18 protein-coding genes are annotated in these 20,043 nt (G+C 63.6%); 2 read left to right on the plus strand and 16 right to left on the minus strand.

What is annotated here, in order from left to right; translation table 11 throughout:
• Window positions 1–21: 21 nt before the first annotated feature.
• From ACP7BL_RS03665 to ACP7BL_RS03735, 15 genes are all read right to left on the minus strand, one after another.
• Window positions 22–348, minus strand: a complete 327-nt coding sequence (locus tag ACP7BL_RS03665; RefSeq protein WP_033964610.1) for a PilZ domain-containing protein — start codon at window positions 346–348, stop codon at window positions 22–24.
• Between the two features lie 81 nt (window positions 349–429).
• Entirely contained in the window at window positions 430–663 is a 234-nt protein-coding gene (rpmE, locus tag ACP7BL_RS03670; protein WP_033964609.1) for a 50S ribosomal protein L31, read from the minus strand.
• Between the two features lie 97 nt (window positions 664–760).
• Window positions 761–1,243, minus strand: coding sequence for a 3-hydroxyacyl-ACP dehydratase FabZ (gene fabZ, locus ACP7BL_RS03675; RefSeq protein ID WP_033964608.1), 483 nt, complete (start codon window positions 1,241–1,243; stop codon window positions 761–763).
• Window positions 1,244–1,251: 8 nt separating this feature from the next.
• Window positions 1,252–1,971: an OmpH family outer membrane protein gene (locus tag ACP7BL_RS03680; protein ID WP_033964606.1), complete on the minus strand. Its 720-nt coding sequence runs from the start codon at window positions 1,969–1,971 to the stop codon at window positions 1,252–1,254.
• Window positions 1,971–4,754: an outer membrane protein assembly factor BamA gene (gene bamA / locus ACP7BL_RS03685; RefSeq protein ID WP_185867560.1), complete on the minus strand. Its 2,784-nt coding sequence runs from the start codon at window positions 4,752–4,754 to the stop codon at window positions 1,971–1,973. Before bamA ends, ACP7BL_RS03680 begins: the two co-directional genes overlap by 1 nt.
• A gap of 76 nt (window positions 4,755–4,830) precedes the next feature.
• Complete coding sequence (locus ACP7BL_RS03690; RefSeq protein ID WP_126845665.1) at window positions 4,831–5,958, minus strand: M50 family metallopeptidase; 1,128 nt, start codon at window positions 5,956–5,958, stop codon at window positions 4,831–4,833.
• A complete protein-coding gene (locus ACP7BL_RS03695) occupies window positions 5,955–7,148 on the minus strand; it encodes a 1-deoxy-D-xylulose-5-phosphate reductoisomerase (protein ID WP_033964603.1) in 1,194 nt (397 codons plus the stop codon). Before ACP7BL_RS03695 ends, ACP7BL_RS03690 begins: the two co-directional genes overlap by 4 nt.
• Entirely contained in the window at window positions 7,145–7,945 is an 801-nt protein-coding gene (locus tag ACP7BL_RS03700; protein ID WP_426257926.1) for a phosphatidate cytidylyltransferase, read from the minus strand. Before ACP7BL_RS03700 ends, ACP7BL_RS03695 begins: the two co-directional genes overlap by 4 nt.
• Before the next feature lie 11 nt (window positions 7,946–7,956).
• Window positions 7,957–8,706 carry an isoprenyl transferase gene (locus ACP7BL_RS03705; protein ID WP_426257659.1) on the minus strand — a complete coding sequence of 250 codons (750 nt, stop codon included), beginning with the start codon at window positions 8,704–8,706 and terminating at the stop codon, window positions 7,957–7,959.
• A complete protein-coding gene (gene frr / locus ACP7BL_RS03710) occupies window positions 8,703–9,260 on the minus strand; it encodes a ribosome recycling factor (protein WP_033964599.1) in 558 nt (185 codons plus the stop codon). Before frr ends, ACP7BL_RS03705 begins: the two co-directional genes overlap by 4 nt.
• Before the next feature lie 3 nt (window positions 9,261–9,263).
• Window positions 9,264–9,992 (minus strand): UMP kinase, encoded by a 729-nt coding sequence (gene pyrH / locus ACP7BL_RS03715; protein WP_033964598.1) that lies wholly within the window; start codon window positions 9,990–9,992, stop codon window positions 9,264–9,266.
• Between the two features lie 176 nt (window positions 9,993–10,168).
• Window positions 10,169–11,104 (minus strand): translation elongation factor Ts, encoded by a 936-nt coding sequence (tsf, locus tag ACP7BL_RS03720; RefSeq protein ID WP_033964595.1) that lies wholly within the window; start codon window positions 11,102–11,104, stop codon window positions 10,169–10,171.
• Window positions 11,105–11,189: 85 nt separating this feature from the next.
• A complete protein-coding gene (gene rpsB / locus ACP7BL_RS03725) occupies window positions 11,190–12,032 on the minus strand; it encodes a 30S ribosomal protein S2 (RefSeq protein ID WP_426257660.1) in 843 nt (280 codons plus the stop codon).
• Window positions 12,033–12,446: 414 nt separating this feature from the next.
• A complete protein-coding gene (locus ACP7BL_RS03730) occupies window positions 12,447–13,262 on the minus strand; it encodes a CDP-alcohol phosphatidyltransferase family protein (protein ID WP_137902602.1) in 816 nt (271 codons plus the stop codon).
• A gap of 19 nt (window positions 13,263–13,281) precedes the next feature.
• Window positions 13,282–14,028, minus strand: coding sequence for a phosphatidylserine decarboxylase (locus ACP7BL_RS03735; protein WP_033964591.1), 747 nt, complete (start codon window positions 14,026–14,028; stop codon window positions 13,282–13,284).
• A 128-nt stretch (window positions 14,029–14,156) separates the two neighbouring features.
• Between ACP7BL_RS03735 and ACP7BL_RS03740 the strand changes: the two genes are divergently transcribed.
• Together ACP7BL_RS03740 and ACP7BL_RS03745 are read left to right on the plus strand one after the other, a co-directional pair.
• Window positions 14,157–15,377 carry an NADP-dependent isocitrate dehydrogenase gene (locus tag ACP7BL_RS03740; RefSeq protein WP_010403143.1) on the plus strand — a complete coding sequence of 407 codons (1,221 nt, stop codon included), beginning with the start codon at window positions 14,157–14,159 and terminating at the stop codon, window positions 15,375–15,377.
• 136 nt (window positions 15,378–15,513) lie between these two features.
• Window positions 15,514–17,286, plus strand: a complete 1,773-nt coding sequence (locus ACP7BL_RS03745) for a cation:proton antiporter (RefSeq protein WP_126845670.1) — start codon at window positions 15,514–15,516, stop codon at window positions 17,284–17,286.
• Between the two features lie 40 nt (window positions 17,287–17,326).
• On the opposite strand, the gene alaS is transcribed toward ACP7BL_RS03745, so the two are convergent.
• A complete protein-coding gene (alaS, locus tag ACP7BL_RS03750) occupies window positions 17,327–19,981 on the minus strand; it encodes an alanine--tRNA ligase (protein WP_426257661.1) in 2,655 nt (884 codons plus the stop codon).
• Window positions 19,982–20,043 lie beyond the last annotated feature (62 nt).

A 20,043-nucleotide genomic window follows, 5' to 3' on the forward strand; every position in this document is an offset into this window, starting at 1 on the left:
CACCGCCCAGCCGTGAGCTGCTCAGACAAATTCGACGTTCGCGCCGGTCAATGCTGCAAAAGTGGTGTCGTCGAGCGGTTCCTGAAACTGGCAACCGGCTTCGAAATCATCGGCCCACACGATCGTGGCGATGACTTGCCCGATACGCGGCAAGGTCAGCCAGATCCTGGCACCCTTTTTCATCGGGGAATATGTGTGCAATTTGGCACCATGCAGCGACACGTTGGTCACCTTGCACAGCGCGCGATCGAATCCGCCACGACCCAGCTTTGCGTCAAGCGAGATCGGCGCACGCGGACTGCGGCGGCGATCGGTCTGGACGACAGGTTCGAATTCGGCGGCAATCATTTAACGTCCCTCCCCGCGAAAACCGCGAGGAGGGAAGAGTAGGCGACTATCGCTAATGCGTCGTTAACGACGCGAAGAAGCTTACTTCTTGCCGATCGACGACATCGCGCCGAAGCGCTTGTTGAAGCGCGCAACCTGGCCGCCCGAATCGAGCATCGTGCCGCGACCACCGGTCCAGGCCGGATGCGCGAGCGGATCGATGTCGAGCGTCATCAGATCGCCTTCCTTGCCCCAGGTCGTGCGGGTCTGGAACTGCGTGCCGTCGGTCATCTGCACCGTGATGGTGTGATAATCGGGGTGAATGCCTTTTTTCACGTCGTAAATCTCCGAAAGGCCGCTGGTTACCGACCAGCAGCGAAGGCGCGGGCCCTATCAGAGCCCGCGCCGTGTAGCAATGCGTCTTGTGCGGCCGTTATGCCTTGGGCGGGTCGGCGATCATCGCGGTGAAGTTCGCCTCGGCCGCCAATTGCCCGTCGATCGTCGCGCGTCCGGCGAATTTGCACACGCTGGAACGCTTCTGGACGAATTCGACCTCGAGCTTGAGCAGCACCCCGGGTTCGACCGGCTTGCGGAACTTCGCCCCGTCGATCGCCATGAAATAGACGAGCTTGCCCGAGCCCGCGAGCCCCAACGACTCGACCGCGAGAATCCCCGCAGCCTGCGCCATCGCCTCGACGATCAGCACGCCGGGCATGATCGGTCGTCCTGGGAAATGCCCCTGGAAGAACTGCTCGTTGATCGTCACCGCCTTGATCGCGGTGATCGACCGGTCGAGGATAAGATCCTCGACACGGTCGACCAACAGCATCGGGTAGCGATGCGGCAATGCCGCCATCACTCGCCCAATGTCGAGCGGGCCGATTGCGCCCCGCCCTGTTTCGTCTGCATCCGCCATCGTGTCGCTCAGCGGCCCTGCGGTGCCTTGCCGGTCGGTGCCGGCGCGGCGGCCGCAGCGCGGCGTGCCTGGATCGCGGCGGCATATTGCTGTTGTTGCAGATATTGCTGGAGGAGCTGCTGGGTCTGCTGGCTCGGCTGCCACCCGGCCGGCGGCGTGATCGGAACCGACGGGTTGGTACGGTCGAGTTCAGCCTTGATGTCGTCGGTCACGTCGACGGCGGGCGTGCTGAACTGCACCGTGTTAGCCGACAGCAACAGGCTGATCTTCTTGGCGGTCACGACCGCGTTCATCGCAGCCGAATATTTCTGCGAGATCTGCTCGATCGCGTAGGCCTGCGCGAGGATCGCCGGGCCGCGCAGACGGGCGAGATCGGTCTGGGCCGATTTCTGCGCCGCTTCGATCTTGGCCAGTGCCGGGTTCTTCGCGGCTTCGGCGGCGGCGATTTCAGCGTCGTCGAGCTTCTTGTCCTTGTTGAGGTCAAGCGGCGCGTACAGCGTGTTCAACTCGGTCTGCAAAGCCTGCTGGCGAGCATTGGCCTGGTCGAGCTGTGCCTTGTAGGTCGTCGCGATCGAGGTGTTGGCGGCATCGAGTGCCTTGGCGGTGAGGATCACGGTTTCCGGATCGGCGATCGCTACGCCAGAAACCTGCGCCTGTGCAGAGCCCGCCGCAACGAGCGTCGGCGCGATCAGCGCGCAGCCGAGCATGAGCTTTTGATACATTTTCATCAGAACTGTGTCCCTACGTTGAAAGTAATGAGTTTGGAGTCGTCGCTCTTGTCCTTGAGGACAGCGTAAGCAAGATCGATGCGCAGCGGCCCGAACGGCGAGTTCCAGTTGACGCCCGCGCCAACCGAGATGCGCGGACGCGCCGAGTTGCCGCCGAAGACTTCTTTGAACGGAGCCTGTGTGGTCGTGTAGGGCGTATTGGTCGATGTGCCGACGCACGTGCCGCCGATCGTCGCAGAATAGCCGGTCTGACACGTCGTGGTTGCCCCGGGATTGGTCGCATCGGTCGCCGGCACCGTGTAATAAGGCTGGCCGTTGGTCGCATAGACCGGCGAGATCAACGGCTGGTACGTTACCCGCCCCGTGACCGGGTCCACTGTTGTCGGAAACTGGCTGCCCGACAAAACCGGCGATGTGATGCCGAACAACGCACCGGCCTGCACATAGATGGACGGCCGCAACCCGAGCTCACGCGCGCCCGCGCCGAGCGGGATCTCGATTTCGAATTTGCCGAGATAATAAGCCCGGCCACCCAATGCGTCGTCGACGAACTGGGTACGGTCGGTCACCAGCGTCTGGTTGCCGGACGCATCGGTCGTATAGCCGATGCGCTGGACGCGCGGCCCAACGCCGCGAATGTCGAAGCCACGGAAATCCGGCTCGCCCAGGTAGAAGCGATCGGTAATGCGGACATTGTCGATCCCAACGCCACGGCTCTTCTCCAGCGAATGGATGTAACCACCCTCGGCATTGAGCGACCCGATGAACCCCGCACCAATGTTGAAGAATTTCGATCCTTCAATCTTCGAGCGAATATATTTCACATCGCCGCCAAGCCCTGCGAAATCCTGGCTGAAGATGAAGCGCTGGCCGGCAGTCGGGCGCAGTCGGCTGTTGAGGCTGTCGAACACCAGCGAATAGCCGATCGACGACGTCCAGCGATTACCGATCGCGTCGCACAAATATCGGCCGGCAAGCAGCGGCTCGCAGGTGTCCCCCGGAGAATTGCCGCGAATGCCGTCGTTATTCGAGTCGCTGAAATAGGTGCTCTTGTCGAGGCCGACTTCGTCATAGCTTAGGCCATAACGCCCGGCGAGCTGCCAATATTCGGTCAACGGAACACCGGCACGGACCTGGAAGCCAGTCGACACCTGCGTGTAGGTGGTCTGCCGCGTATTGCCGAGATAGTTGAAGGCGTTGTAATCGCGCCGGAAAATGTCGCCGCCGATCGCGATATTCTTGTTGAACAGATAGGGCTCGGTAAAGCCCAGCTCAACCGACTTGGAATAGGTCGAATAATTGACGCTGGCGCGCAACTCCTGGCCCTTGCCGCGGAAATTGCGTTGTTTGATCGACGCCTGAATGATGAACTGTTCAAGGCTGGAATAGCCTGCCGACAGCGACAATTCGCCCGTGGATTTCTCTTCGACATCGGCCGTCAAAACCACACGGTCGGGGGCCGACCCCTGCGTCTGCTTGATCTCGAACTTGTCCTGGAAGAAACCGAGCGAGTTGATGCGGTCCTGCGAACGCTTGACCTGGAAGCTGTTGAACGCGTCGCCTTCCGACAGGCGGATTTCGCGACGGATGATCTTGTCCTGAGTCTGCGTGTTGCCGTTGATTTCGACGCGCTCGACATAGGTGCGCTTGGCTTCGGCGATGTGGAAATTGATCCCCATCGTCAGCGTGTCCTTGTCACGCTGGAAGTCCGGATTCACTTCGGTGAAAGCGTAACCGAACAGGCCCGCCGCCTCGCTAAGCGAATCGACCGAGGTCTCGACCTTCTTGGCGTTGTACCAGTCGCCCTTCTTGATCCCGAGGTTCGCCGCGAGCCGCTTGTTGTCGAAATCGCGAATGTCGCTGTCGACGGTCACGTCACCGAATTTGTAGCGCTTCCCCTCTTCCACCACATAAGTGATGATGAAGTCCTTCTTGTCCGGGGTCAGCTCGGCAACGGCGGAAGTGACGCGGAAGTCGGCATAGCCTTCGGTCAGATAGAATTGGCGCAGCTTCTGCTGGTCATAGGCCAGGCGATCCTGGTCATAGCTGGTGTTCGAGCTGAGCAGCGTCGTCAGGCGCGCTTGCTTGGTCGCCATCTGCTCGCGCAGCTTGCTGTCGGAAAACACTTCGTTGCCGAGGATGTTGATCTGGCGGACCTTCGACTTCGGCCCCTCGGTCACCTCGAAGATGACATCGACGCGGTTCTGGTCGAGCGACACCATCTTGGGATCGACGACTGCGGCAAAGCGCCCCTGGCGGCGATACAGTTCGATGATGCGCGCCACGTCCTGACGCACGGCGGTGCGGGTGAAGATCTGGCGGGGGGCGAGTTTCACCTCCTTCTTGATCTTGTCTTCCTTCAGCCGCTTATTGCCCTCGAAGATGACGCGGTTGATGATCGGGTTTTCGCGCACGCGCAGCACGATGTCGCCGGTCTCGGCACCGCCGATCGTCACATCGGCGAACAGGTCGCTGGCGTAGAGATCCTTGATCGCCTGATCGAGCGTCTCGTTGGTGAAGACCTGACCGGTGCGCAGCTTGGTGTAAGACAGCACCGTCTCGGGTTCGAGACGCTGCGAACCTTCGACCCGGATCGCCTTGATCGTGCGGGTGACCGGTGCGACGACCTGCGCTGGTGCAGGTGCCGGTGCCGGCTGCGGTGTCGCCGCGGGTTGGCCCGTCGTCTGCGCGACCGCAACGGTCGGCACGCCGGTGAGCATCGTGCCTGCGAGCAACACGGCGGTGGCCCGTGCGCCGTATTTGGAAACCTTGATTGCTGTCACATCCCACCCCAAATCGGAGAAAATTCCGCGTGGCCGAAAACTCGTCGGCCCGCCCTGCCTCACCTGCGTCAACCGATCAAGAGCCGGTCAGGGCCTTCCACAGGCCGAAAGCGCCGAGATCGTTAAACGTTACCATCACCATCAAGGCGAGAATCGCCGCCAATCCTGCACGAAACGCCCATTCCTGCACATTCGGCGCGACCGGCCTGCGCCGGATCGCCTCGATTGCGTAGAAAAACAAATGGCCGCCGTCCAACAGAGGGACTGGCAAGAGGTTGATGAATCCCAGATTAATCGACACACCGGCGATGAAATAGATCAACACCGGCCAGCCCAGCGAGAATTGCTCGCCCGACACTTTGGCGATGCGGAGCGGCCCTCCAAGTTCGTCGGTTGAGCGGCGCCCGCTAAGGATTTGGCCCAATCCTTCGACCGTGGACCGCAGGATTCTGCCGGTCATTTCGACGCCGACCACCGGTGCTTCGAACAGGCCCACCCGATGCGGCACCGGGGTGGTCGGCGATATGCCGAGCAGCCCTTTTTTGAAGGTGTTGCCAAAACTGTCGCGCTGCACGGCGGTACCCAGGACGCCAACGCGCCGAATCCGGCTTCCCGCGTGCTCATATTCGACCACCACCGGGTAACCGGGCCGTAACACCGCGAATTCGTAGACATCTTCGAAAGTGTTGATCGCGCGCCCATCGATCGCGGTGATTCGATCACCGGTCTGCAAGCCGATCGCTGCCGCCGTGCTGCCGGGGCTGACGCCGCCGACGATGGAGGGGGTACGATCGACACCATAGGCCATCGCGAACGCCGCCAGAATCACAACCGCGACAACGAAATTGGTGATCGGTCCCGCTGCCACGACGATCGCGCGCTGCCACACCGGACGCCCTTGCAACGTGCGTGCGCGCTCCTCGGCAGGCAATTCCAGCCATGCCGGGTCGGGCGTGCTGGCGGCGTTGAGATCGCCCGCAAACTTCACATAGCCGCCGAGCGGCAGCACGCTGAACTTCCAGCGAGTCCCGCGTCGGTCGGTCCAGCCGAACAGCTCGCGCCCGAAACCGATCGAAAAGGCATCGATCTTCACGCCGAACACCCGCCCAGCCAGATAATGCCCCATCTCATGCAGGAAGACGAGCGGGCCGATCACCAGCGCAAAGCCGACAAGGGTGACCAGCAGTCCGGGAGAATGGCTCAAGCGACGATATCCTTCACATTCGTCCCTCTTAACGCCCCGCCACGAACCGCAATCTGCCTGCGCGCCATGCTGCGCGCTTCGGCATCGACCGCCAGAACATCATCCACGCTTTCCGGTGCGGCCGGATCATATGCCGACAGGGTATCTTCGACGATTGCGGCAATTTCGAGGAAGCCGATCTCCCGGTCGAGAAAGGCCGCGACCGCCACCTCGTTCGCCGCATTCAGGATCGCGGGGCGTGCGCCCCCTGCGTCGAGTGCCGCCCGCGTCAGCCGGATCGCGGGGAAACGCTCAGCATCGGGTGCCTCGAAATCGAGCCGCCCGATTGCAACGAGATCGAGCGGAGCCATCGGCGTCGCCATGCGATCGGGCCAGGCGAGGCAGTGCGCGATCGGCGTGCGCATGTCGGGCGGACCCATCTGCGCCAGCACCGAGCCATCGACATAATCGACCAGCGAATGGATCACCGATTGCGGATGAATGACGATTTCGATGGAATCATGCGGCACCGGGAACAGCCGCGCCGCCTCGATCAACTCCAGCCCCTTGTTGAACAAGGTGGCCGAATCGATCGAAATCTTCGCGCCCATCGACCAGTTCGGATGCGCGACCGCCTGTTCGGGGGTGACGGTGCGCATCGCCTCGGTCGTCCAGGTACGGAACGGACCACCGCTACAGGTCAGGATGATGCGGCGCACGCGCTCGGGCCGTGCGGCATCGAAGCATTGGAAGATCGCGTTGTGCTCGGAATCGGCTGGCAGCAAGGTCGCGCCATGCCGGGCCGCCGCCGCCAGCACGACATCGCCCGCCGAGACCAACGGTTCCTTATTGGCGAGGATCACGGTCTTGCCGCCCGCAATCGCCGCCATCACCGGCTCCAGCCCGATACAGCCGACGATCGCGCCCATCGTGATATCGGCCCCAAGGCTGGCCGCCTCGACCACAGCCGAGCGTCCGCCCGCCGTCCCGATATTGGTGCCCGCCAGCGCCGCGCGCAGATCGGGCAGGCAAGCCTCGTCCGCCACCACGGCCAGCTTCGCGCGCGTGCGGATCGCCGCCGCCGCCAGTCCCGCAACATCCCGATTGGCGGTCAGCGCCAGAACCTCGAACCGGTCCGGCTCGCGCTCGACCAGGTCGAGCGTCGAGGTGCCGATCGAGCCCGTTGCCCCAAGGATCGTTATCGTCTTCACCACCAATATACCTTCGGTAACAGCACCAGCAACGCAGCGACCGGCGCGACCGGCACCAGCCCGTCAAGGCGGTCCAACACCCCGCCATGCCCGGGCAGCAGCGAGCCGCTATCCTTCACCCCTGCCCGCCGCTTCAGCCAGCTTTCGTAAAAGTCCCCGGCCTGCGCCAACACTGCCAGCACCGGCGTCGCCAGCGCCATGCGCAGCGGCAAGCCATAGCGATAATGCAGGAACGCGGCGAACAGGCCCGCCGCCAAAACGCCACCGCCCAGCCCGGCCCAGGTCTTGTTCGGGCTGATGGCCGGCGCAATCTTCGCCCCGCCTATAACGCGACCCGCCGCATAGGCACCGATGTCGCATGCCCACACCAACGCCAGCGCCCACAGCGTAAAGAGAATACCCTCATCTTGCCGCCGGATCACCAGCAAGGCCATGATCGGCAGCCCGACATAGAAAATCCCCTGCGCCAGCCCACGTCGCCCGGTCACGATCACCACGAAGAAGCCCGCGCCGATTAGCAAGCCGAGCGTGAGAAACCCCGCTCCCGCACCAATTACGGGGGCCATAATCGCAAGCGGCACCGACAACGCATATTGCGCAAGCCGCTTGGTCTCGTTCGGCGCGGACTGCAGTCCCGCCCATTCCCCCATCATGACGATGCCGAGCACCACGCAAAGTAGCCAGAATGCGATCCCGCCCAATACAACGCCGGTCAATGCGACCGCGACCAGCGCGATCCCGACGATGATGCGCAGCGTCAGATTGGACGGGCCACGCGGCTCGGCAGGCGGCGTCACGGGAGGTGGCGTCACAGGCCCCCGAACCGGCGCTGTCGTTGGCCGAAGGCTTCGACCGCAGCAGCCAGCGTATCTGCGTCAAAATCGGGCCACAGCGTATCGACGAACAGCAATTCGGCATAGGCCGCTTGCCACAACAGGAAGTTGGACAAACGGACCTCACCGGAGGTGCGAATCAACAGATCCAGCGGCGGCAGGTCGCGCGTGTCGAGCTCGTCCTCGAACACGGCTTCGTCGATCGTCGTCGGATCGAGCGTGCCTGCTTGCGCGCGTTCCGCAAGCCGCCGCGCGGCCGCCGCAATCTCCGCTTGCGCGCCGTAATTGAGCGCGATCACCAGGATCGGCCCGGTGTTGACTGCGGTACGCGCGACTGCGGTGTCGATCAGTTCGACCAGATCGGGGGTGAACCGGCGATAATCGCCAATCACCCGCAGTTGCACATTGTCGCGCACCATCTCATCAAGGTCATTGCGGATGAACAGCCGCAACAATCCCATCAGGTCACTGACTTCGCTCTCCGGGCGTCGCCAGTTCTCGCTCGAAAAGGCATAGAGCGTCAGCGCCTCAATCCCCATCGCGCGCGCAGCACGCGAGATACGACGCACCGCTTCGACGCCTTGCCGATGGCCAGCGACCCGCGGCAAATGGCGTTTCTTGGCCCAGCGCCCATTGCCATCCATGATGATCGCGACATGGCGCGGCAACACCCCCGCGCCCTTGCCGGTCACCAACTCGGGAGCAGAGGCGGCAAATGGCCTCACTTGCCCAAAATTTCCTTTTCCTTGGCGCTCGCCGCCGCATCGATTTCGCCAATCGTCTTGTCGGTCAGCTTCTGCACTTCGGTTTCGAGCTTCTTGCGCTCATCCTCGCCGAACAGGCCCTTCTTTTCATCGACCTTGAGCGAATCCATGCCGTCACGACGCACATTGCGCGCGGCGATGCGCGCATCCTCGGCATATTTACCCGCGAGCTTGGCCAGTTCCTTGCGGCGCTCCTCGGTCAGATCGGGAATCGGCAAGCGCAGGGTGGTGCCATCGACGATCGGGTTGAGCCCGAGCCCGGCCGAGCGAATCGCCTTGTCGCACGGGCCGACATTGGACTTGTCCCACACCTGTACCGACAGCATCCGCGGCTCGGGTGCCGACACGGTCGCCACCTGATTGAGCGGCATTTGCGCGCCGTAGACCTCGACGGTGACGGGATCGAGCAGCGAGGTCGATGCGCGTCCGGTGCGCAGACCGGCGAGATCGCCCTTCAACGATTCGACACTGCCCGCCATGCGGCGTTCGAGATCGGCCTTGTCATAAGCGGCCATGACTTAATCTCCTGCTGTGGTTTGAACGACCGTCGACACGCCTTCACCGCGCAGAACCGCAGCAAGATTGCCGGGCTGACGGATGTTGAAGACGACGATCGGGATTTTGTTGTCGCGGCAAAGCGCGATCGCGCTCGCGTCCATCACCTTGAGATCCTGCGCGAGCACAGTGCCGTAACTCACGGTTTCAAAACGCTTGGCGGTCGGGACCAATTTCGGGTCGGCATCATAGACGCCGTCGACCGACGTGCCCTTGAACAGGGCGTCGCACTTCATCTCGGCGGCGCGCAACGCGGCCCCGCTATCGGTGGTGAAGAACGGGCTGCCGACGCCCGCTGCAAAAATCACGATCCGACCCTTTTCGAGATGGCGCTCGGCGCGGCGGCGGATGAAGGGTTCACACACCGACGCCATGGGGATCGCCGATTGCACGCGCGTCTCGACGCCGATCTTTTCCAGCGCGTTCTGCACGGCGAGCGCGTTCATCACGGTCGCCAGCATCCCCATATAATCGCCGGTGGCGCGGTCCATGCCGCGCGCCGCGCCGGAAATACCCCGGAAGATGTTACCCCCGCCGACGACGACGCAGAGTTCATACCCCTGGTGCTTCACATCGGCGATTTCGGCGGCCACACGGGCAATGACGTCAGGGTCGATCGAAAGGCCACCGGCCCCCATCAGGACCTCGCCCGACAATTTTAGCAGGATACGTTTAAAGTGCGGGGTGGTCACGGCATTCCAGACTGCAAAGGGTCATGATCGCCCTGGGGGCGGTGCGGCGCGGACCTTATCGGGCACGCACTGCGATTGGAAGCGCGGAAACCGTGCAGATCGAATACACGAAGGGCCGCACCTCACCGGCACGGCCCTTCGGCATTTGCGGCCTCGCGCGCGAGCGGGGCCGAGTGTTATGCAGTCGCCTGCGGCACACCCGAAGCGGCCGCGACTTCCGCCGCGAAATCGCTCGTTTCCTTCTCGATGCCTTCGCCGAGCTGGAAGCGGACATAGTCCTTGAGCACGATCGCGGTGCCGGCTGCCTTGGCGGCATTGGCAACGACGTCCGAGATCTTGGTCTTGCCGTCCATCACCAGCAGCTGGCTGACGAGCGCGTTTTCCTTGCGATACTTGGCGATCGCACCCTCGACCATCTTGGCGACGATGTCGGCGGGCTTGCCGCTTTCCGCTGCCTTTTCGGTCGCGATCGCGCGCTCACGCTCGACGATCTCGGGGTCGAGGCCATCTTCGTTCAGCGCCAGCGGGAAGGCTGCTGCGATGTGCATGGCGATCTGCTTGCCGAGCGGCTCGAGCACGTCCTTGCCCGCTTCGCTCTCCAGCGCGACGAGCACGCCGATCTTGCCGAGGCCGGGGGCCGCTGCGTTGTGGATGTAGGGAACAACCGCGCCAGCCGACACTTCGAGGCGCTTGGCGCGACGCAGGTTCTGGTTCTCGCCGATCGTGGCGATGTTGTTGGTCAGGATTTCCTCGACCGTCTTGGCACCCAGCGGGGCGGCCTTGATCGTCGCGATATCGTCACCCAGTTCGAGCGCGACCGAAGTCACGTCGCGAACGAAGGTCTGGAACTGCTCGTTCTTGGCGACGAAATCCGTCTCCGAGTTCACTTCGACCGCAGCACCCTTGGTGCCCGATACTTCGACGCCGATCAGGCCCTCGGCCGCAGTGCGGCTGGACTTCTTGGCGGCCGCGGCGAGGCCCTTGGCGCGCAGCCAGTCCATCGCCACCGTCATGTCGCCATTGGCTTCGGTCAGCGCCTTCTTGCAATCCATCATGCCCGCGCCGCTCTTTTCGCGCAGGTCCTTTACCGCAGCTGCCGTGATCTCGGCCATGTCGTTGGTCCTTATCTCAGTAGAATATGGTTTTGGACGGGATAGAGCCGCGCCCTACCCCGTCCGTATGTCAGTTCTGCGACGCTTACGCGTCGATCTGGCGCTCGGTTTCCGCAGCCAGCTCGGCCTGCAGAGCCGCGTCGGTTGCCGGCGTGATGTCGGCGGCCGCAGCCGGAGCAACGCTCAGCGCTTCCTCGACGGGCGGAGCTTCCATCGAACCGATGTCCTGGCGACGCGACAGCTGCTCATGGCCACCGCGGGTCGCGGCGATCGCAATCGCTTCGCAATACAGGCGGATGGCGCGGCTGGCGTCGTCATTGGCCGGAACCGGGAAGGCGATGCCGTCGGGCGAAACGTTCGAATCGAGGATCGCGACGACCGGGATCCCCAGCGTGTTGGCTTCCTTGATCGCCAGCTCTTCCTTGTTGGCGTCGATCACGAACATCACGTCGGGAATGCCGCCCATGTCGCGGATGCCGCCGAGCGACAGCTCGAGCTTGTCCTTCTCACGGGTAAGCTGCAGCACTTCCTTCTTGGTCAGGCCGTGCGTGTCGCCCGAAAGCTGCTCTTCCAGCGTCTTGAGGCGCTTGATCGAACCCGAAATGGTCTTCCAGTTGGTGAGCATGCCGCCCAGCCAACGATGGTTGACGAAATGCTGGCCCGAACGACGGGCTGCTTCTGCAACGGGCTCCTGCGCCTGGCGCTTGGTGCCGACGAACAGCACCTTGCCGCCAGCGGCGGTCGACGCTGCGACGAATTCGAGCGCGCGCGCGAACAGCGGAACGGTCTGCGAGAGATCGAGAATGTGGACGCCGTTGCGGTCGCCAAAGATGTAGGGCTTCATCTTCGGATTCCAGCGGTGCGTCTGGTGGCCGAAATGCGCGCCCGTTTCGAGCAATTGCTGCATGGAGACGACAGGTGCCGCCATAAGGTAGTTCCTTTCCGGTTGATCCTCTGGGAAGCGAGTAATCCGGACAGGCGAACCTGCTCGGACACCGGTGATGTGTGCTTCCCATGCGGTGTGAAGGCGCGCCCTTTATCCGAGACGCTCCGGCAAATCAAGTCCGGCAATGCGCTTGACGACGGAACGCAATGAGAACATAACGGGTCTCAGAGCGGAACGTGGAACGGAACACGGCCCGTGAATGTTGCGACTTTGTGACTCTTCACCGTGAATGAAGGAGTTGAACGATGGCCGTTGTGAGTTTTCTGGTGTTCGCGAGTGCCTTCGCCGCGAGCCTTGCTGTTTTCTACCTGACCTTGGCACCTGCGCTGCCGCGGATCGTCGCGATCTTGCGCGATGGAGCCGACCCTCTCGCTGCTCTCCAAACGCAGGTAACGGTCAGGGAGCCGCGTCTGCGGGTGCGGGGGACGACCGCCCCAGCGCTGGCACGGACGCCGCTGCGCGCAGCCGCTTGACCCGGGCATAGGCGACGATGCTGAACGGCAATGTCGCGAGATATGCGACGCACAGGAAGCTGAGCGTGTGCCAGGGAGCGGAGATGAGCGCTGCCCCCAGTAGAACCACCACCGCAATTGCTTCGAAGCGGATATTGTTGCGCAAACGCAGCGAAGACCAACTGAAGGTCGCGACGCTCGACACCATCAACGCTGCCATCAGCGCGACCCAGGGCGCTACGATCAGCGGCGAACGCCACCAGTCGAGACCGGTCCAGAACCACAAATAAAGGGGTAGCATCGCCAGCCCGGCACCGACCGGAGAGGGCGCGCCAGTCAAAAAACCTGCGGATTTATGCGGTTGCTCCACCACGTCGATCGCTGCGTTGAACCGGGCGAGACGCAGCGCGCAGAACACCGCGAACACCAGCGCGCACAGCCAGCCGACGCGGGGCAGATCCTTCAGCGACCACAAATAGAGGATCAGCGCGGGCGATACGCCGAACGAAATGGCATCCGACAGCGAATCGAGCTCGGCCCCAAAGCGGCTCTCGCCGCGCACCATGCGCGCGATCCGCCCGTCGATCCCGTCGAGCACGCTGGCGATCATCACCATCACGACTGCGGTTTCCCACTGACCGGCAATCGCGAAGCGAATGCCGGTCAGGCCGGAACACAAAGCAAGCGCGGTAACGGCGTTGGGCGCGACCGCGCGCAGTGGCAGCCCCCGTGCCGCGCCGCGCCGATACGGAGACCTCATGCGATGACAATCCGTCGCATCACTGCGCGATCCCGGCCGCCATAGTGCCGCCTACGCGGCCAAGGATCGTTTCGCCCGCTACGCTCCGCTGGCCAAGCACAACCTGGCACGCGCAATCATCGGGCAGATAGACGTCAACCCGGCTGCCGAAGCGAATCAAACCGATGCGCTGCCCCGCCGCGACCATGTCGCCCGGCTTGACGAACGGCACGATCCGACGCGCGAGCAGGCCAGCAATTTGCGTAAAACCAATGCGCCGCACGGTGCCATCCGCAGCCGGTCGGCCTTCGACGACGATATGCTGACGCTCATTGTCCTCGCTTGCTTTGTCGAGCTCGGCATTCACGAACTTGCCCGAGATATAGACAACCTGCTTCACCGTTCCCGCGATCGGCGTGCGGTTGATATGGACGTCGAACACCGACATGAACACCGACACGCGCACCAGCGGCGCATCGCCCAGGCCATTCGGGCCGGCCAGTTCGCGCGGCACCGGTACGCGCTGAATCATCGAAATCAGCCCGTCGGCAGGAGATACGATCAGCCCCTCGCCGCTCGGCGTTACGCGTACCGGATCGCGAAAGAACAAGGCGACCCATAAGGTGATGCCGATCAACGGCCACGCCACGAACCAGCCGAACCAGACCAATGCGACCAGCGCGATCACCCCGGCGATGGCGACATATTTGCGCCCTTCCGGGTGCAGATCGGGGATGCGCCATTTCACGGCTTCGGCGGACGGATTTGGTGTTTCGGGAGGAAGCATCCCCCTTCCCTACCCCACACGTCCCCGTGCCACAATCATCATCCCGCGCTCCTGCCGTTCCGCACCGGGTTGATCGCCGCGCGCCATGCTCCTAGACGCTCCTCGAAACTCCCATAGGAAAGATCGTGATGGCGAAGATCAAGGTGAAGACGCCCGTCGTGGAAATCGATGGCGACGAGATGACGCGGATCATCTGGCAGTGGATCCGCGAACGGCTCATTCTCCCCTATCTCGATATCGATCTGGAATATTACGACCTCGGCATGATGAGCCGCGATGCGACCGACGACAAGATCACGGTCGATAGCGCAAAGGCGATCCAGAAATACGGCGTCGGCGTGAAATGCGCGACGATCACCCCCGACGAGGCCCGCGTCGAGGAATTCGGCCTGAAGAAGATGTGGAAGTCGCCCAACGGCACAATCCGCAACATTCTCGGCGGCACCATCTTCCGCGAGCCGATCGTGATCAAGAACGTGCCCCGCCTGATCCCGGGCTGGACGCACCCGATCGTCGTTGGCCGCCACGCATTCGGCGATCAGTATCGCGCGACCGACTTCCTCGTTCCCGGCCCGGGCAAGCTGCGCCTGGTGTTCGACGGGGATGACGGCGAAGTGATCGACCGCGAAGTGTTCCAATTCCCGTCGGCGGGCGTCGCGCTGGCGATGTACAATCTTGACGATTCGATTCGCGATTTCGCGCGCGCCTCGATGCATTACGGCCTGAACCTGAAATGGCCGGTGTACCTGTCGACCAAGAACACCATCCTCAAGGCCTATGACGGCCGCTTCAAGGATCTGTTCGCCGAGGTTTTCGAGACCGAGTTCAAGGACAAGTTCAAGGAAGCGGGGATCGTCTACGAACATCGCCTGATCGACGACATGGTCGCCTCGGCACTCAAGTGGCACGGCGAATTCGTCTGGGCATGCAAGAATTATGATGGCGACGTGCAGTCCGACCAGGTCGCGCAGGGCTTCGGCTCGCTCGGCCTGATGACCTCGGTGCTGCTCACCCCCGATGGCAAGACGGTCGAGGCGGAAGCCGCACACGGCACCGTTACGCGCCACTTCCGCCAGCACGAGCAAGGCAAGGCAACTTCGACCAACCCGATCGCGTCGATCTTCGCCTGGACCGGCGGCCTGAAATATCGCGGCAAGTTCGACGGCACCCCCGAGGTGACCCAATTCGCCGAGACGCTCGAGCGTGTCTGCATCCAGACCGTCGAGAACGGCCACATGACCAAGGATCTGGCGCTGCTGATCGGCCCCGATCAGCCGTGGATGACGACCGAGCAGTTCTTCGAGCAGGTGCGCGTCAATCTCGAACAGGCGATGGGCGCTTCGGCCTAACCCTCCTCCCAAATCTACTTGGCGGCCACCGCGTCCGATACGGACCCGTGGCCGCCGAACCGTCTTTCGGCCACTAAAGGTCTTTTTTGTCAGTCAAAAGCTGACAAGCCGCCAATGTGTTGCGTACAGTGGCGCAATGGCATCTCCCCTAAACTCCACCGGTTTCAGCGACGCCCTTGTAATCCTGGGGGCAGCCGGGCTCGTTATCCCCGCTTTTGCGCGGGCCAAGATCAGCCCGGTCATCGGTTTCATTCTCGTCGGATTACTGGTCGGCCCGTCGGGGCTGGGCGCGCTCGTCCCCAGCTATCCCTGGCTTTACCACATCACCATTTCCGATCCGCACGCGATCGAGCCTTTTGCCGAATTCGGCATCGTGCTGCTGCTGTTTTCGATCGGGCTCGAGTTGTCGTTCAAACGCTTGTGGTCGATGCGCCGACTTGTCTTCGGCACCGGTGCGGCGGAATTGATCGGATCGGGGCTGATACTCGGTACCGGCTTGCACCTGTTGACGGACGTGGCGTGGACCGGATCGTTCGCGCTGGGTATTGCGCTTGCGCTTTCGTCCACCGCACTGGTGCTCCCGATCGCGGGCACGTCGAGCCCTGTCGGGCGTACGGCGTTTGCCATGCTGTTGTTCGAGGATCTGGCGCTGGTGCCGATCATCTTCATTCTGGGCGCGCTGGGGCCGATGGCGGCGGCGGGCGGATGGATGGGATTCGCGCGCGTTGGCGGCGGCGCGATCCTGACGGTCGCAATCCTGTTCGTCGGCGGGCGCTTCTTCCTGCCCAAATTGTTCGCCCAGGCGGCGCGCACCAAGAGCCCGGAACTGTTCCTCGCGGCGTCGTTGCTGGTGGTGATCGCCGCGAGCCTGGCGACGACGGCAGCCGGGCTCTCCCCGATCGTCGGCGCGTTGATCGCCGGGCTGCTCATCGCCGAAACCAATTACCACAGCGAAGTCGAAGTGATGACCGCGCCGTTCAAGGGGCTGGCGCTCGGCGTGTTCCTCATCACCGTCGGCATGAGCGTCGATCTCGGCGCGATCGTCGCCGACTGGGGATCGTATCTGCTCGCCATCATCGCCGTCGTCGCGATCAAGGCGCTGGTCACTTTCGGTTTGCTGCGGCTGGCCGGGATTAGGGGTGGGGTGGCAGCGGAAACCGGCATGTTGATGGGCAGCCCGTCCGAAACGACGCTGATCGTGCTCGGCGCGGCGGGTCAGGCGCAACTGCTTGCCCCGGGACTCGCCAGCTTCTGGCAGACCGTCACCGCGATCGGCCTGACGATCACGCCATTGCTCGCTTTGCTCGGCAAGCGCGCCGCCAAGCGGATCGAGCGTCGCCAGGGTGATTCGCCCGAAGCCTCGATCCCGGAGGACGGCCCCGGCACCGTTGTCATCGGCTTTGGCCGCGTCGGGCGGATGGTGTGCGACATGCTCACAATCCACGGCCAGCCCTATGTCGCGGTGGAAGCCGATATCGACGCGGTGAAGGCTGCCCGCAGGGACGGCTATCCCGTCATTTTCGGGGATGTCGTGCGGCCGGAACTGGTCGACCGGCTCAATCTCGGCCGCGCGCGCGCGCTGATCCTGACGATGGACGATCCGGTGCTGAGCATCGCCTTGACGCGGCGCGTGCGCGGCTGGGTGCCCGATCTGACGATCATCGCGCGCGCCCGCGACACCGCCCATGCCGCCGATCTTTACAAAGCGGGCGCGAGCGACGCGGTGCCCGAAACGCTGGAAAGCTCGCTGCAATTGGCGGAGGCGGTACTGACGGATCTTGGCGTCGCGGTCGGCCCGGTCATCGCCTCGATCCACGAAAAGCGCGCCGAATTGCGCGAGGAAATCAAGGCGGCGGCGGAGATGGACGTGACCCCACGCTTGCGCCGCGCGCGCCTTAAAGCAGAGTAGCCGCAAACAGCGCCCCCGGCGCAAAGCCGGGGTGGCAAGATCACCCCGCCAGCGCCGCCTTCACCGCCGCGACCGCTTCAGCCCCCTTCGCACCGTCCGGCCCACCGCCTTGCGCCATGTCGGGGCGACCGCCGCCACCCTGCCCGCCCAGCGTCGCTACCGCGATCTTGAGCAGATCGACCGCGCTGCGCGTCGCGACCAGATCGGCCGTCACACCAACCGCCACCGACGCACGTCCCTCATTGACCGCGACGATCATCGCAATGCCAGAGCCGACGCGCTGCTTCATCTCGTCCACCGCGCCGCGCAGGCCCTTGGGGTCGAGCCCCTCGACCACCTGGCCGAGGAACTGCACGCCGCCAACCTCTTCCGGCCCCGCCGCAGCCGCACCGGCCCCGCCGCCCAGCGCCAGCGCCTTCTTGGCTTCGGCCAATTCACGCTCCAGCCGCCGCCGGTCCTCGACCAAAGCCGCCACGCGCGCGGGCACTTCGTCGGGCGAGGATTTCAGCGCCGTCGCCGCCTCGCGCAATTTCTCGTCGCGCGAGGTGAGGTAGGAGCGCGCGGCTTCCCCGGTCAGCGCCTCGACGCGGCGCACGCCGCTCGACACCGCGCCTTCGCTCACCACGGTGAACAGGCCAATGTCGCCCAGCGCGCGGACATGCGTGCCGCCGCACAGTTCGAGCGAGTAGATCTCGTCGCCCTCGCGCCCCATCGACACGACGCGCACTTCGTCGCCATATTTCTCGCCGAACAGCGCCATCGCCCCTTCCGCAATCGCTTCGTCGGGCGTCATCAACCGCGTGGTGACCGGGCCGTTGGCACGGATCTGGTGGTTCACGTCGACCTCGACCTGCGCCAGCGCAGCGGGGTCGATCGCGGTCGGTTGCGAAAAGTCGAAGCGCAGCCGCTCGGGCGCGACCATGCTGCCCTTTTGCGCGACATGCAGCCCCAGCCGCTGGCGCAGCGCCTCGTGCAGCAAATGCGTCGCCGAATGGTTGGCGCGAATCCGGTCGCGCCGCCCGCTGTCGATCGTCAGATGCAGCGCATCGCCAACCGCGATCTCGCCCTGCTCGATCTTCGCCTGATGCGCGAACAGGCGGCCCAGATATTTGCGCGTATCCTCGACATGCGCCAGCACCCCGCCACCCGTCAGCGTGCCGGTATCGCCGACCTGACCGCCGCTCTCCGCGTAAAAAGGCGTCTGGTTGACGACGATCTCGACCGTCTCCCCCGGCCCCGCACGCTCGACCCGCGCGCCGTCCTTGACGATCGCGACGACCTGGCCCTCGCCCTCTTCGCTCGCGTACCCGATGAACTCGGTGCTGCCGCTCGCTTCGGCAATGTCGAACCACACGTCATCCGACGCGCGCTGACCCGATCCCTTCCAGGCCGCCCGCGCGGCGCGCTTCTGCTCGGCCATGGCGGTGTCGAACCCGGCGCGATCAATCCCGAAGCCCTGACGCCGCAACGCGTCTTCGGTCAAATCATACGGAAAACCGAACGTGTCGTAGAGCTTGAACGCGGTCTCGCCCGGCAGCGTGTCGCCTTCGGCCATCCCCGCCGTCGCTTCTTCCAGCAGCCGCAAGCCGTTCACCAAGGTGCGGCGGAACTGCGTTTCTTCCTGCAGCAAGGTCGATTCGATCGACGCCTGCGCGCGCACCAGCTCCGGGTAAGCCGCGCCCATTTCGGAAACCAGCGCCGGCACCAGCCGGTGCATCAACGGCTCCTTCGCACCCAGCAAATGCGCATGGCGCATCGCGCGACGCATGATACGGCGCAGCACGTAACCGCGCCCCTCATTGGCGGGCAGCACGCCATCAGCCACCAGAAAACCCGACGAGCGCAAATGATCGGCAATCACGCGGTGGCTCGCCTGCGTCTCGGGGGTCAGCGGCGCGCCCGACAGCGCGACCGAGGCCGCGATCAGCGCCTTGAAGGTGTCGGTATCATAATTGTCGTGCACGCCCTGCAGCACGGCGGCCACGCGCTCCAGCCCCATGCCGGTGTCGATCGACGGGCGCGGCAGCGGCGTGCGCGTGCCATCGGCGGCCTGGTCGAACTGCATGAACACGAGGTTCCAGATCTCGACGAACCGGTCGCCATCTTCCTCGGGGCTGCCCGGCGGGCCGCCATAAATATGGTCGCCATGGTCGAAGAAGATTTCCGAACATGGCCCGCACGGCCCCGTGTCCCCCATCGACCAGAAATTGTCGTTGGTGGCGATGCGGATGATGCGCTCTTCCGGCAATCCAGCGATCTTGCGCCACAAATCGAACGCTTCGTCATCGGTGTGATAAACGGTGACGGTCAGCCGGTTGGGGTCGATCCCCCATTCCTTGGTCAGCAAATTCCAGGCGAGCGTGATTGCGCGTTCCTTGAAATAATCGCCGAACGAGAAATTGCCGAGCATCTCGAAAAAGGTGTGATGCCGCGCCGTATAGCCGACATTGTCGAGGTCATTATGCTTGCCGCCCGCGCGCACCGATTTCTGCGAAGACGTCGCGGTCGAATACGGCCGCGATTCCAGGCCGGTGAACACGTTCTTGAACGGCACCATCCCGGCATTAACGAACATCAGCGTCGGGTCGTTCTGCGGCACCAACGGCGCAGACGGGACCTTCGCATGGCCGTTGGCCGCGAAATAATCGAGGAAGCTGCGACGAATGTCGTTGGTCGAGATCGAGAGCTGGGTCATGCGCGGTGCTTAGGCGAGGCGCGTGCGTATCTCAAGCATGGCTCGGTTCGTCGCGATCGGCT

Source organism: Sphingomonas sp. DC1600-2, from assembly GCF_049897605.1.
In the GTDB taxonomy this organism is placed as follows: domain Bacteria; phylum Pseudomonadota; class Alphaproteobacteria; order Sphingomonadales; family Sphingomonadaceae; genus Sphingomonas.

Bases quoted from the DNA above. Each gene is read 5' to 3' on its own strand.
- ACP7BL_RS03665 (WP_033964610.1), bottom strand. From the start codon at position 348: ATGATTGCCGCCGAATTCGAACCTGTCGTCCAGACCGATCGCCGCCGC.
- fabZ (WP_033964608.1), bottom strand. From the start codon at position 1,243: ATGGCGGATGCAGACGAAACAGGGCGGGGCGCAATCGGCCCGCTCGAC.
- ACP7BL_RS03680 (WP_033964606.1), bottom strand. From the start codon at position 1,971: ATGAAAATGTATCAAAAGCTCATGCTCGGCTGCGCGCTGATCGCGCCG.
- frr (WP_033964599.1), bottom strand. From the start codon at position 9,260: ATGGCCGCTTATGACAAGGCCGATCTCGAACGCCGCATGGCGGGCAGT.
- tsf (WP_033964595.1), bottom strand. From the start codon at position 11,104: ATGGCCGAGATCACGGCAGCTGCGGTAAAGGACCTGCGCGAAAAGAGC.
- rpsB (WP_426257660.1), bottom strand. From the start codon at position 12,032: ATGGCGGCACCTGTCGTCTCCATGCAGCAATTGCTCGAAACGGGCGCG.
- ACP7BL_RS03730 (WP_137902602.1), bottom strand. From the start codon at position 13,262: ATGAGGTCTCCGTATCGGCGCGGCGCGGCACGGGGGCTGCCACTGCGC.
- ACP7BL_RS03735 (WP_033964591.1), bottom strand. From the start codon at position 14,028: ATGCTTCCTCCCGAAACACCAAATCCGTCCGCCGAAGCCGTGAAATGG.
- ACP7BL_RS03740 (WP_010403143.1), top strand. From the start codon at position 14,157: ATGGCGAAGATCAAGGTGAAGACGCCCGTCGTGGAAATCGATGGCGAC.
- ACP7BL_RS03745 (WP_126845670.1), top strand. From the start codon at position 15,514: ATGGCATCTCCCCTAAACTCCACCGGTTTCAGCGACGCCCTTGTAATC.
- alaS (WP_426257661.1), bottom strand. From the start codon at position 19,981: ATGACCCAGCTCTCGATCTCGACCAACGACATTCGTCGCAGCTTCCTC.